This is a genomic window from Methylobacterium sp. 4-46 (assembly GCF_000019365.1).
GTDB lineage: Bacteria > Pseudomonadota > Alphaproteobacteria > Rhizobiales > Beijerinckiaceae > Methylobacterium.
Genome location: NC_010511.1, coordinates 5,272,823 through 5,285,673, shown reverse-complemented (window position 1 = coordinate 5,285,673; position 12,851 = coordinate 5,272,823). Strand labels below are relative to the sequence as shown.

12 protein-coding genes are annotated in these 12,851 nt (G+C 73.7%); 3 read left to right on the top strand and 9 right to left on the bottom strand.

Going from position 1 to position 12,851, the window contains the following annotated elements; translation table 11 throughout:
- The first annotated feature begins 194 nt into the window (after positions 1-194).
- Both M446_RS23110 and M446_RS23105 read left to right on the top strand, forming a co-directional pair.
- Positions 195-1,133 carry a LysR family transcriptional regulator gene (locus M446_RS23110; protein WP_012334525.1) on the top strand — a complete coding sequence of 313 codons (939 nt, stop codon included), beginning with the start codon at positions 195-197 and terminating at the stop codon, positions 1,131-1,133.
- An 81-nt stretch (positions 1,134-1,214) separates the two neighbouring features.
- Positions 1,215-1,949 (top strand): 4'-phosphopantetheinyl transferase family protein, encoded by a 735-nt coding sequence (locus tag M446_RS23105; protein ID WP_012334524.1) that lies wholly within the window; start codon positions 1,215-1,217, stop codon positions 1,947-1,949.
- Positions 1,950-2,048: 99 nt separating this feature from the next.
- Here the strand turns inward: M446_RS23105 and M446_RS23100 are convergent, their stop codons facing one another.
- The 7 genes from M446_RS23100 to M446_RS23070 all read right to left on the bottom strand — a co-directional run bounded on the left by M446_RS23100 (position 2,049) and on the right by M446_RS23070 (position 9,324).
- Complete coding sequence (locus tag M446_RS23100) at positions 2,049-2,930, bottom strand: RNA polymerase factor sigma-32 (protein WP_012334523.1); 882 nt, start codon at positions 2,928-2,930, stop codon at positions 2,049-2,051.
- 222 nt (positions 2,931-3,152) lie between these two features.
- On the bottom strand, positions 3,153-3,746 hold the full coding sequence (locus M446_RS23095) for a CarD family transcriptional regulator (protein ID WP_012334522.1): 594 nt from the start codon (positions 3,744-3,746) through the stop codon (positions 3,153-3,155).
- A gap of 389 nt (positions 3,747-4,135) precedes the next feature.
- Entirely contained in the window at positions 4,136-4,474 is a 339-nt protein-coding gene (gene fdxA, locus M446_RS23090; RefSeq protein ID WP_012334521.1) for a ferredoxin FdxA, read from the bottom strand.
- A 127-nt stretch (positions 4,475-4,601) separates the two neighbouring features.
- Positions 4,602-4,883: an RNA-binding S4 domain-containing protein gene (locus M446_RS23085; protein WP_012334520.1), complete on the bottom strand. Its 282-nt coding sequence runs from the start codon at positions 4,881-4,883 to the stop codon at positions 4,602-4,604.
- Positions 4,884-4,892: 9 nt separating this feature from the next.
- Positions 4,893-8,357 (bottom strand): helicase-related protein, encoded by a 3,465-nt coding sequence (locus M446_RS23080; protein WP_012334519.1) that lies wholly within the window; start codon positions 8,355-8,357, stop codon positions 4,893-4,895.
- Positions 8,358-8,408: 51 nt separating this feature from the next.
- The gene (locus M446_RS23075) at positions 8,409-8,741 is read right to left on the bottom strand and encodes a hypothetical protein (RefSeq protein ID WP_012334518.1); all 333 of its coding nucleotides are present in this window, start codon (positions 8,739-8,741) and stop codon (positions 8,409-8,411) included.
- A 193-nt stretch (positions 8,742-8,934) separates the two neighbouring features.
- Positions 8,935-9,324, bottom strand: a complete 390-nt coding sequence (locus tag M446_RS23070; protein ID WP_012334517.1) for a hypothetical protein — start codon at positions 9,322-9,324, stop codon at positions 8,935-8,937.
- A gap of 197 nt (positions 9,325-9,521) precedes the next feature.
- On the opposite strand from M446_RS23070, the gene M446_RS23065 reads away from it, so the two are divergent.
- On the top strand, positions 9,522-10,766 hold the full coding sequence (locus M446_RS23065) for an amidase (RefSeq protein WP_012334516.1): 1,245 nt from the start codon (positions 9,522-9,524) through the stop codon (positions 10,764-10,766).
- Between the two features lie 32 nt (positions 10,767-10,798).
- Here M446_RS23065 and M446_RS23060 read toward each other — a convergent pair whose 3' ends face one another.
- Both M446_RS23060 and M446_RS23055 read right to left on the bottom strand, forming a co-directional pair.
- Positions 10,799-11,584 (bottom strand): 3-hydroxybutyrate dehydrogenase, encoded by a 786-nt coding sequence (locus tag M446_RS23060; protein WP_012334515.1) that lies wholly within the window; start codon positions 11,582-11,584, stop codon positions 10,799-10,801.
- Between the two features lie 46 nt (positions 11,585-11,630).
- Positions 11,631-12,758: a patatin-like phospholipase family protein gene (locus tag M446_RS23055; RefSeq protein ID WP_210161163.1), complete on the bottom strand. Its 1,128-nt coding sequence runs from the start codon at positions 12,756-12,758 to the stop codon at positions 11,631-11,633.
- Positions 12,759-12,851: the final 93 nt, after the last annotated feature.

The following is a 12,851-nucleotide window of genomic DNA, read 5'->3' as shown; positions in this document are numbered from 1 at the left end:
GCCGTCAACCGGGCGCGTCCCGGCCCCGGCCGGCGCGCCGCCGGAGCGGCCCGCGATCGCGGAAAATCGCTGCCCGGGCCGGCTTCCACGCCGCCCGGACGACGAATCGACCTGATCTAGAGTTGAAATTCAGCACCTAGAGAGGCAATCTCCGGAGGAGTGACGTAACACCCGCACCCCTTCCGGAGGTCCGTTTGCCTCACCCGCAAGTCCTGCGCGACCTCGCGCTGTTCGTGGAGGTCGCCAAGCGCAAGAGCTTCAGCCAAGCGGCCGTCGCGCTCAATGTGCCGATATCGTCGCTCTCGCGGCGAATCACGCAGTTCGAGGCCGCGATCGGGCTGCGGCTTCTGGACCGCACGACCCGGAAGCTCGCGCTGACGCCTCACGGCGAGGCCTATTACGAGCGCGCGATCCGCGTGGTCGAGGAGGCCCAGCACAGCTTCGACGAGATGATCGCGCAGGCGCGGGGCCCGAGCGGGCTGCTGCGGATCAGCGTCCCGGCGGAGGAGTGGGTGATGCGCCACCTGCCGGGGGTGATCGGGGCCTTCCTGCGGACCCACGAGCAGGTGCGCGTCCACGTCGAGCTGCGCGCGGCGGGGACGGACGCGGCGGCGGAGGATTGCGACCTCGCCATCCTGACCGCGCCGCCGCGCGAGGCCTCGATGGTCGCCCGCCGGCTCGGCAGCCTGGAGACGGGCCTGTTCGCGGCCCCCGCCTACCTGGCCCGCGTCGGGACCCCGCGCCACCCGGGCGAGCTCGCGCAGCACGCGCTGCTCGCCGCGGCGCCGGGCGGCGAGTCCCTGGAGCTGCGGCGCGACGACGAGGTCGTCACGGTCACGGCGAGCGGGGCGGTCTCCTGCACCAGCGGGCCGCTCGCCCGGCGCTTCGCGGCCTCCGGCGACGGCCTCGCCCTGCTGCCGCTGATCGACGGCCACGGGCCCGCGTTCCGGCGCGTCCTGCCCGAGTGGAGCGGCCCGCCGGTCCCGGTGCTTCTGGTGACGACCTCGCACCTGACGCCCGCGAAGGCCCGGGCCTTCATCGAGGTGGCCGGGCGCGAATTGTCCGCGCTCCTCGGCGTCGCGGAGGGCCTGCCCGGCCTCGAGGACGCGGCGCCCGCGGCGCGCTGCGCCTGAGGCGCCACGCCCGACGCGCGAGGCCCCGCTTTGCGGCGCGCCGCCGCCCTGCTAGCTCCCTGCCGGGCGGGGAGGGGCGCGATGACGACCGCGGAGAACGGCGACGACCGGGACGGGACGGCGGCCCTCGCCGGGCTCGCGCCGCGTCTCGCTCCCGGGGCGGCCCTCGCCGTGGTTGCGCGGGCGGAGGCGGTCGTGGCCGGTCTGTCCCCGGCGCAGCGGGCCCTGCCGCCGGACGAGGCCGCGCGGATCGCGCGGTTCCTGCAGGAGCGCGACCGCTTCGAGCGCGAGGCGGCCCACGGGCTCCTGCGCCACCTCCTCGCCGCCGCCCTCGACCGGCCGCCGGGCGGGATCGTGCTGATCCGCGACGCGTCCGGGCGGCCGGCCCTTCCCGGCACGCCGGATCTCGACTTCAACATCAGCCACGGGGCGGGCTGGATCGCGGTGGCTCTGGCCCGGGGCGGGCGCGTCGGCATCGACGTGGAGGGGGCGAGCCGTCCGGTCGATTGGGACGGGGTGGCGCGGTCCTTCCTGCACCCGGCCGAGCTGAGCCAGTACCGGGCCCTGCCGGAGGCGCGGCGCCCGGCGCGGGCCCTCGAACTCTGGACCGTCAAGGAGGCGTTCGTGAAGGCGAGCGGGGAGGGAATCGCCGCCGCGCCCCAGACCGTGCTGCTCGCGGCCGCGGACGAGCATTGGTCGCTTCGCCGCGAGGGTCTGCGGCTGCGGGCGCGATCGCGCCTGCTGCCCGACGGCGCCCGCCTCGCCTGGGCCGGCGAGGAGAGCCTGCGCTGGCAGGTGCTGCGCGGGGTGGCGTGAGGCTCCCGGCGAGGAGCGGCGCGGCGTCCGCTCGGATCACGACGGGTCGCGGGGTCTCGTGGCGGGATCGTCGGGCCGCTGTCGCAACAGCCGCGCGGCTCAGATGATCGCGCTCATGCCGCCGCCCGGCTGCTGCGGGAAGCGCTCGGCCAGCGCGCGCCGGAGCTTCTCCAGGGCGCGGTTCTCGATCTGGCGCACGCGCTCCTTCGAGATGCCGAGCCGGTGGCCCAGGGCCTCCAGGGTCGCCTGATCCTCGGCCAGCCGCCGCTCGTGCAGGATGCGCAGCTCGCGCTCCGACAGGACGGTGAGGGCCTGCCTGAGCCAGGTGAGGCGCCGCTCGCCGTCCACCGCGTCCGAGACCGCCTCGTCGGGCAGGGGCGAGGTGTCGACCAGGAAATCCACCCGCTCCGCCGACGCGTCGCCCTCGTCGGTGATCGGGGCGTTGAGCGACATGTCGGGGCCCGACAGGCGCGCATCCATCAGCGCCACGTCCTCCCGCGAGACGCCGATCGCCGTGGCGATGCGCCGGTGGATCTCGTCGCCGACCCGCTCGTCGGTCGATTGCATCAGGCGGGCGCGCAGGCGCCGCAGGTTGAAGAACAGGGCCTTCTGCGCCGAGGAGGTGCCGCCCCGCACGATCGACCAGTTGCGCAGGATGTAGTCCTGGATCGACGCCCGGATCCACCACGTCGCGTAGGTGGAGAAGCGGACGTCCCGCTCCGGCTCGAAGCGGGCGGCCGCCTCCATCAGCCCGACATGGCCCTCCTGGACGAGGTCGGCCATGGGCAGGCCGTAATGGCGGAAGCGGCCCGCCAGCGCGATGACGAGGCGCATATGGGCGGAGATCAGGCGGTGCAGGGCCTGCTCGTCGCGCTTGTCCTTCCACCGCACCGCGAGCCCGCGCTCCTCCTCGCGTTCGAGGAAGGGCGCGTCCATCGCCATGCGGACGAACTGCCGACGAATTCCTGCGATTTCCGCCATCCCCGCCTCCGCCAGCACGCGCGCTCGTTGCCCGGGCGGGATCGCGCGAGACCGCGCGCATCCGATCGGTGTCCCGACGGGCCTCCGACAACGGCCCATCCGCGGCGTTGGTTCCGCGCCGCGGCGGGCCGGCGCGGGAACTCAGGGGAGGTGTGGCGCGAAGGCAACAAAAAGCCCGGCCTCGCGGCCGGGCTCTCGAAGAATCCTGCGAAAAAGGCCCGATCAGGCCGCCTCGGCCTCGTCCTGAATGTCCTCGGCGTCGCCTTCCGCCTCCGCTTCGGCGTTCTTGGCGCGCCGGGGCGACTTGGCGAGGCTCTGCTCGATCAGCTTGAGCGATTCCGTATCCGTGATTTTGTTGACCGCGGCAATCTCGCGCACCACCCGATCCAGCGCCGCCTCGTAGAGCTGGCGCTCGGAATAGGACTGCTCCGGCTGGGCCTCCGAGCGGTAGAGGTCGCGCACCACCTCGGTGACCGCGATGAGGTCGCCGGAATTGATCTTCGCCTCGTATTCCTGGGCGCGGCGCGACCACATCGTGCGCTTCACCCGGGCGCGGCCGGTGAGCACGTCGAGCGCCTTCTTGACCAGGTCGGGTTCGGCCAGCTTGCGCATGCCGACCGCGTTCGCCTTCGCGGTCGGGACCCGGAGCACCATCTTGTCCTTCTCGAACGACACCACGAAAAGCTCGAGCTTGTAGCCGGCGATCTCCTGCTCCTCGATGGCCGTGATGCGGCCTACACCGTGAGCGGGATACACGATCGCTTCGCCGGTCTTGAAGCCCTGGCGGGCAGCAGTCGTCTTCTTGGCGGTCGTCATGCGGGGGTGGCCTCCAGATCGCCGTCCACGGTCTACTCGCCGCGGGCGGGTCATTCGTCCGGGTCAGGGGGCCCGGCTGAAAACAATGCCAGTCGGACGCCCGAGGAAGCGCCCGCCAGTCCCTGTCAACCGATAGCTAAGGAACGTCCGATCAGGCCGCGGATCAGGAAAAACCCTCCACGGCTGAACCTCATGCGGCGGGGCCCCTTCGAGAAATAGTCCCGCTCGGCGGGCGAGTGCCGCACGTCGGACGTAAGCGACGGCGATGTGGACCCTAGCACGGAGAGCCCCGAAAATCAAAAAAATTCAGGCGCACGGCGCGCATGCCAGCGCCCCGTGCACCGTATACAATCAGCCCGGAACCGCGGCCGCGGCCGCGGCGGCGCGGCTCAGTCGCCGGTCCCGGGATTGCTCGAGAAATGGGCGTCGAACTTGCCCGCGACGCCGTCCCACTCCTTGGCGTCGCTCGGGGCGGTCTTCTTCTGCGTGATGTTGGGCCAGTTCTTGGCGAAGTCGGCGTTGAGCTTCAGCCAGCGCTCCAGGCCCGGCTCGGTATCGGGCTTGATCGCCTCGGCGGGGCATTCCGGCTCGCAGACGCCGCAGTCGATGCACTCGTCCGGGTGAATGACGAGCATGTTCTCGCCCTCGTAGAAGCAGTCGACCGGGCACACTTCCACGCAGTCCATGTACTTGCACTTGATGCAATTCTCGGTGACGACGTAGGTCATGAGCCTGTCGGTCCTTGAGGAGCGTGAGGGGGCGTTGCGAAGCCCGGCATTCTCCGCCGCGCTCTAGCCCCTGACCGGGACGCTGGCAAGCACCCGAACGCCGCAACCGACGCCTTCGGCGGGGTCGTCACCCGGGCGCGACGCCGCCCGCCACGTCCGCGTAGAGGAGGCGGGCCTCCGGGGCGGGGCCGCGGCGCTCGCCGAGCGCCACCACGCGCACCGCCACGGTGGCGTGCGCGGCCGCCACCGTGACGACGTCGCCCACCGCGACCGCCTTCGAGGCCGCCTCGGCGCGCTGCCCGTTCACCCGCACGTAGCCGTCCGCGATCAGGCGGGCGGCGAGGCTGCGCGTCTTCGCGAAGCGGGCGAACCACAGCCACTTGTCGAGGCGCTGGCGATCGTCCCGCATGGCGCCGCGTCAGCGCTTCTCGGAATCCCTCGCCTCCATCTGCGCCTTGAGGGCGAGGAGCTTGGCGAAGGGGGAATCCGGGTCCGGGGCCCGCTCGCGGCGCGGCGGGCGGCTGTCGCCCTGACCGCGATAGCCGCCGTCGCGCCGCTCCTGCGGCGGGCGGCCGCCGCGCTCGTCCGGCCCGCGGCCGTTCTGGGCGCCGCGGGGCGGCCGCCCCTCGGCGCGGGCACCCTCCTGACGGCCGTGCTCCGCCCGGCCCTGGTCCGCCCGGACTCCGTCCGCCGGGCGCTCGCCCCAGCGCGGCCCCGGCCGGCCCTGCGGGCGGGGGCGATCGCCGGTCTGGTTCTCGTCGCGGCGCGGGGGGCGTCCGTCCTGGTGGGAGCGTCCCTGGGCCTGCGGGCCGTTCTGCGGCCGGCCGCGCCCCTGGTGCCGGTTGGCCTGACCCCGCGGGTGCCGGTGGAGGCGCCACACCTCGATCAGGATCGGCTCGGCGGGAACGGCCGGCGCGGCCTCCTGCGCCGGTTCGCCGTCCTGGTCCGGCGCAGCCTCCTGCCCCGCATCGGACGCCTCGACCCCGTGCGCCGGCTCCGCCGCCTCGGTCGGCTCCGTCGCCGCGTCGGCCGGAACCTCGGGCTGCGCCTCCGCGCCGAACTCCGCCGCTGCCGCGGCCTCGGCCTCGGCCGCCGGGGCGCTGTCCTGCTCCGCCGGCTCGGCCGGGGCAGCCTCGGCCGCCGCTTCGGCCGTCACGGCCTCGTCGGATCCCGCCGCCTCGGCAGGCCCCGCCTCGGTCGATTCCGCCTGTGCCGCGTCCTCGGCCGCCGCGGATTCCGCCTGCGCGGTCTCGGCTTGGTTCGTCTCGGCTTGACCCGCCTCGGGCTGGCCCAACTCGGCCTGCGCGGCTTCGGCCTCCGGCTGTCCGTGCTCCTCCGCCCCGGCGGATTGCGCCGCGGAAGCGGGCCGGACCGGCGCGGTGGCGGCGGCGGGGCGCAGCGGTACCGTGATGGCTGGGCCGGCGCGCCGGTCCACGACGTAGCCGAGAGATTTCAGGATCGAGGCGAAGTCCTCGCCCGAGCAGCCGACCAGCGAGGTCATGCCGACGGTCGGCACGAAGCCGTCCCGGTCGGCGGCGCCGGGTGGGGGCTCGCCGGGCGTGGTCCCGGGCACGTAGGCGATGGCCGGCCGGATCAGGTCGGCGAGGCGCTCCAGGATGTCGACGCGCACCGCGCGCCCGCCGCAGACCCGGAAGCCCGCCGCCCGGTAGAGGCCCTTGGCGATCTCCGGGTTGACCGGCATCGAGGTGCGGCCCGAACTCGCCAGATGGGCGATCTCGTCGAGGCCGGCCTGATCGAGGCCGCCATTCTGCAGGGCCCAGAGCTGGGCGGCCAGCGTGCGCGGCGCGGGCTTGAGCAGGGCCGGCATGTAGATGTGGTAGGCGCCGAAGCGCACCCCGCGCTTGCGCAGGGCGGCGCGGCCCTCCTGGTCGAGGCTGCGCATCTCGTTGAGGACGCGGGCGCGCTCCAGCACGCCGAGCGACTCCGAGACCTGGAAGCCGATGCCGCGGGCGAGCCCGGCGAGGTCCTCGGCGGCCTCGAGTTCGAGGGCCGGTCCGAGCAGGCGCACGATGTGGGCCTTGAGCCACGCCTGCAGGCGCCCCTCGACCTTGTCGCGGGCCGGGCCGGTCAGCTGCTCGTCCGCGAGGATGCGCAGGGCCGGCGCGTAGAGCTTGTCGCCGGGCACGAGCTTGGCGACCGGGTCGCCGGTCCAGCGGATGGTGCCGTCGTTCGACAGGACCAGGGCCGCGTCGGCGGCGGCGGCGAAGCGGTCGGCCCGCGCCTCGATCTCGCCCGCAAGCGCCTTCTCGGCGACGCTCCGGAGGGTCTTGGCTTCCTGGCCCTCCGCGCCAGGGTCCGGCACGAACTGGAACCCGTGCAGGTGGCCGACGTGCTGGCCTTCGACCGTCACGTCGCCGCCCGCGGTGATCTCAGCTTCCAACATGGTGTTCTCTCTCAGGCGCCGCATCAGGACGCTGGTGCGCCGATCCACGAAGCGACTCGCCAGCCGCTCGTGAAGCGCGTCGGACAGCCTGTCCTCTACCCGACGCGTCTCGCCCTGCCAATGCTCCGGGTCCTGGAGCCAGTCGGGGCGGTTCGCGACGAAGGTCCAGGTCCGCACCTGGGCGATGCGCTGGGAGAGGGTGTCGATGTCGCCGTCGATCCGATCGACCATGGCGACGTGCTTGGCGAACCAATCGGCCGGGATCCGCCCGGCCATGCCCCGCATCAGGAAGCGGTAGAGCTGGGCGATCAGGTCGGCATGGGTCTGGATCGGGGTCTTGCGGTAGTCGGGCACCCCGCAGACCGCCCAGAGCCGCTCGACCGCGCCGCCGCGGCCCGACGCGACGTCGCGGATGTCGTCCTCGCGGGCGAGGAGGTCGAGGGCCGCCTCGTCGTCCCCGCGCGGCGCGCGCACGAGCCCGCGCTCGGCCGGGTGCTCGGCGAGGCTGGCCTGCAGGGTGGCCACGGACGTGAAATCGAGGTCGGGGTTGCGCCATTGCAGGACGCGCGTCGGCTCGAAGCTGTGGCTCTCCAGCGCCTCCACCATCTCGGGCTCGAAGGGCGGGCAGCGGCCGGTCGAGCCGAAGGTCCCGTCGCGCAGGTGGCGCCCGGCGCGGCCGGCGATCTGCGCCATCTCGGCCGGGCTGAGGCCGCGGAAGCGGGTGCCGTCGAACTTGCGGTTCGACGCGAAGGCGACGTGGTCGACGTCGAGGTTGAGCCCCATGCCGATCGCGTCGGTCGCCACGAGGTAGTCGACGTCGCCCGATTGGTAGAGCTCGACCTGGGCGTTGCGGGTGCGCGGCGAGAGGGCGCCGAGCACCACCGCGGCCCCGCCGCGCTGGCGGCGCAGGAGCTCGGCGATGGCGTAGACCTCCTCGGCCGAGAAGGCCACGATGGCGGTGCGGTGGGGCAGGCGCGACAGGCGCTTCTCGCCCGCGAAGCCGAGCTGCGACAGGCGCGGCCGCGTGGTGACGTGGACGCCGGGGATCAGGGCCTGGACCAGCGGCCCCATCGTGCCGGAGCCGATCAGCAGGGTCTCCTCGCGGCCGCGCTGGTGCAGCAGCCGGTCCGTGAAGGTGTGGCCGCGATCCATGTCGGCGCCGAGCTGGATCTCGTCGACGGCGACGAAATCGACGCCGCGGTCGCGCGGCATCGCCTCGGCGGTGCAGATCCAGTAGCTCGGCCGGTCCGGCTTGATCTTCTCCTCGCCGGTGACGAGGGCGACGCGCTCGGGGCCGACGCGCTCAACGACCCGGTGGTAGACCTCCCGGGCGAGGAGCCGCAGGGGCAGCCCGATCATGCCGGTCGGGTGGGCGAGCATGCGCTCGATCGCGAGGTGGGTCTTGCCGGTATTGGTCGGGCCGAGCACCGCCGTGACGCCGCGCGCACGGGCCTGCGGGGGGAGGGAGCGGCGGGTCATCAAGGCGGGTGTCAGTCCTCGCGGCTGTCGCCCGGATCGGCGGGCGGGCCTTCAACGCGGCAGGGGGCGGCTCCCGTCGCGGCGGCGCGGGCCGGAATGCCGCGTCTCGTCTCCATATGGGGCGGGCGTGCCCGTCGCGCCATCCGCGCCCGACGCGGGGGCCGGGGCGTAGAGGTCGAGGCGCAGCGGCGTGCGCCGCGTGCCCGAGAGGTCGGCGCAGAGGGTCTCCGGCACGGCGGTGATCGGTCCGGGCCGGCCGCCCGCCGTCACCTGGGCGGAGGAGTAGGCGTCCCCGCCGCAGCCGGCCTCGGCCGCCAGCGCGGGGGGCAGCGCCGCGAGCGCGGCGGTCAGGGCCGCGAGCGCGGCGGCGAGGCGGATGATCATCGTGTCCCTGCCGGGTCGGACGGTCGTGCCAGGCTAAGGGCGCTTCCTTGCCGAAAGATGCAGCGGGCCCGCGCCGTCAGGGCCTGCCGCCGGGCCTGCCCGGTGCCGGGGTGCTGATCCGCTCCGACCCCGGCGGATGTCGGCTTCGCTCAAGCCCGGCCCGGGATGCCGGCCCGAGCCCGGCCCGCGCGGCTCAATGCGCTCCGATGGCGCGGGCGACGTCCTCGAACTGGTGCTGCATCGTCGAGATCCGGTCGAGCGTCGCCTGTCGGGTGCAGGCCGGCATCGTCATGCCGTAGAAGAAGCCGCCCTCCTCGCGCAGCCTGCGGCAGTTGAGGTAGCCCGGCCCGTAGGTTACGCCGAGCATCACGGCGGCCGTGACGAGGAGCTTCAGCACCAGGCGGATCGGCCAGGGGATGTAGGAGGCCGGGCGCTCCCCCGGCTCCTTCCTGCTGCCGCGGGAGGGTGGGGCGGCCGATTCGTAGTGGATCTCGGGCGCGCCCGGCCGGCGCGTCAGCCGCGCCATCCGGTCGGGCAGCGCCGCTGCCGCGCGGTCCGCGCCGTGCTGGTCGTGTCGCGCCATCCGTCGCCCCCTCGATCGACCGGCCCACCAAACCAGACCTGACTTAAGCGTGCGTTGAGGGCGGCCCCTGCATTGAGGGCGGGAGACGGCGCGGTTCTCGCGCCCCACGACCGGGACGTCCTTGACACCACCAGTGCGCGTGCGTCCAAGCGGGAGCAGGGCCCGCTGCCGGGTCCGTGACGGCACAGGAGGCTCGGATGCTCTCGCTTCTCGATCTGCGCGCCCGCATCGGCGACGGCCGCCTCACGGCCGAGGGGGCGATCACCCAGGCCCGGGAGGCCATCGCTGCCGGCGACCGCGAGGTCGGCGCGATCCTGCGCACCCTGCCTCCCGGCCCGGTGCCCGCGGAGGGGCCGCTCGCCGGCATCGCGGTCGGCGTCAAGGACATCATCGACACCGCCGACCTCGCGACCGAGATGGGCTCGGCGATCTACGCGGGCTGGCGCCCGCGGGCGGACGCGCCCGTGGTGGCGCGGCTGCGCCGCCTCGGCGCCGTGCCCCTCGCCAAGACGACGACGACCGCCTTCGCCTTCCTCGACCCGACGCCGACCCGCAATCCCCGCAACCTCGCGCACACGCCGGGGGGCTCCTCGGCCGGCTCCGCCGCCGCGGTCGCGGCCGGGCTGGTGCCGCTCGCCCTCGGCACCCAGACCGGCGGCTCGGTGATCCGCCCCGCCGCCTTCTGCGGGGTGGTCGGGGTCAAGCCGTCCTTCCGCCTGCTGCCCACCGTCGGGGTGAAGACCTATTCCTGGGCCCTCGACACGGTCGGCCTCTTCGCGGCCCGGGTGGCGGACGCGGCCCGGGCCCTGGCGCTCCTCGCCGCGCGGCCGGCGATCGACCTTCCGGCGGGGGATCCCGGCCAGCCCCGGATCGGCGTGGTGCGGCAGGATTTCTGCGCGCCGCCCGCCCGCGAGGCGCTCGCCGCCCTCGACCGCGCCGCCGCGGCGGCGGAGCGGGCGGGCGCGCGGGTGCGCGACCTCGCCCTGCCGCCGCTCTTCGGCGAGGCCTTCGCGGTCCACCCGGTGATCCAGGATTACGAGGCCGCCCAGGCGCTCGCCTGGGAATACAACACCCACCGCGACGCGCTGCCGCCGCTCCTGCGCGCCCAGCTCGACGCGGCGCGCGAGATCCCCACCGAGGCCTACGATTCGGGCCGGCGCGTGGCCCACCGGGCCCGGCGCAGCCTCAAGGACGTCTTCGCGGAGGACGGCGTCGACGTGATCCTGACCCTCGCGGCCCCGGGGCCGGCGCCGGAGGGCCTCGCCTCCACGGGCGACGCGCGCTTCAACCGCCTCTGGACGCTGATGGGGGTGCCCTGCGTGACCGTGCCGGTCGAGACCGACGCGAACGGCCTGCCGCTCGGCGTGCAGGTCATCGCCCGCTTCGGCGACGACGGCCGGGCGCTGGCCGCCGCGCGGCTGATCGAGCGCGCCCTCGGCTGAGGGCCGGCCGGCGCGGAGCCGGCCGGGCGCCGTCAGGCGGCGGTCCAGCCGCCGTCGACCGAGATGTTGGCGCCGGTGATCTGGCTCGCCGCATCCGAGCACAGGAAGACCGCGAGCGCCGCCACCTGGTCGACGGTCACGAATTCCTTGGTGGGCTGGGCCGCCAGCAGCACGTCGTCGATCACCTGCTCCCGGGTCAGGCCCCGCGCCTTCATGGTGTCGGGGATCTGGCTCTCCACGAGCGGCGTCCAGACGTAGCCCGGCGAGATGCAGTTCACCGTGACCTTGTGCGGCGCGAGTTCGAGCGCCGCGGTCTTGGTGAGCCCGGCGATGCCGTGCTTGGCCGAGACGTAGGCGGACTTGTAGGGCGAGGCCACCAGCGAGTGGGCCGAGGCCGTGTTGATGATCCGGCCCCAGCCCTTGCGCTTCATGCCGGGGATCGCGGCCCGCATCGCGTGGAACGCGGAGGAGAGGTTGATCGCGATGATCTGATCCCACTTGGCGAGCGGGAACTCCTCGATCGGCGAGACGAACTGGATGCCGGCGTTGTTCACCAGCACGTCGACGGCCCCGAAGGCGGATTCCGCCTCGGCGATCATCCCGGCGATCTCCTCCGGCTTCGACATGTCGGCGCCCGAGTAGAGCGCCTTCACGCCGAACTCGGACTCGATGCCGGCGCGCTCGCGCTCGATCTCCTCCGGCTTCCCGAAGCCGTTGAGCACCACGTTGGCGCCTTCCTTGGCGAAGGCGCGCGCGATGGCGAGGCCGATTCCGCTCGTCGATCCGGTCACGACAGCGGTCTTCGCGGTGAGGGTCATGCAAGCCTCCTGGCTCGATGGGGAAGGGGGACCGCCGGGGCGGGGCTCAGTCGCGGGCGTCCCGCGTGAGGTCGAACACCGCGACGCCCGCCTCATCCGGCCGGCAGCGCGCGAGCCACTCGCGGTGGCGGAACGAGCGGCGCACGTCGCTGCGGCCGGCCGACCAATGCTCCAGCATGGTCTGGCGCGAAAACTCGTAATCCTTGGCGTTGCCCTCGTAGGTCTTTCGCCGGTAGATCAGCTGCAGGATCGACACCGCGTTCTCGTGGCTGATCTCCGAGAGGAAGGCCGCGTCCGGGTCCTCGCGCAGCTCCGGCGGCAGCTTCTCGGCGAGGCGCCGGAAGGCGGTCTTGGCCCGCCGGATCTCGACCTGGTCGTTGGTGTTCATCCGCGTGCGGCTGGAGTAGCGGATGTCCTTCTCGCGCTCGGCCGCCTCCGAGAGGGTGCGGGGCATCGGCCCGCGGGCGCTGAACAGGTCGACCTGGAAGATCATCAGGTCCCGGCAGCGCTCCTCGTCGAGGACGTGCTGCAGGGGCGTGTTCGAGACCAGGCCGCCGTCCCAGTAATGCTCGCCCTCGATCTCGACCGGCGGGAAACCCGGCGGCAGGGCGCCCGAGGCCATGATGTGCTCGGGGCCGATCTCGTCGCGCAGGTTGTCGAAATACGTGAAGTTGCCGGTCCGGATGTTGACGGCCCCGACGCTGAGGCGCGTCTCGCGCCGGTTGATCCGGTCGAAATCGACGAGCTGGAGCAGCGTCTCGCGCAACGCCGCGGTGTCGTAGTAGCTCAGCGCCTCGGGCGCGCCGGGCGGGAACAGGTAGGGCGGGGGCAGCCGGGGCTGAAAGTAGCCCGCGATCCCGAAGGTGGCGCCGAAATTCGCGCTGATCTCGTTGAGCAGGCTGCGCGCCTGCTCGCCCGGCCAGAGCGGCTGCACCTGGAAGCCGGAGCTGACCTGCTCCCAGAAGCTGCGCAGCCGCGCCACGCGGCGCTCCGGCGGGTTGCCGGCGACGATCGCGGCGTTGATCGCCCCGATCGAGATGCCGGCGACCCATTCGGGCGCGATCCCGCCCTCCTGCATCGCCTCGACGACGCCGGCCTGGTAGGAGCCGAGCGCGCCGCCCCCCTGCAGGACGAGCACGTGGCACTCGTCCCGGTTGCCCTCGCGCGATGCCATCCGGCCCGTCTCCGCATCCCGTCCGATCTCGCGCGCCAGCATGACGCTCCGGTGACGAAGAGCAAGGGATGGGCGGGCGGGCGCAGCCCCGCG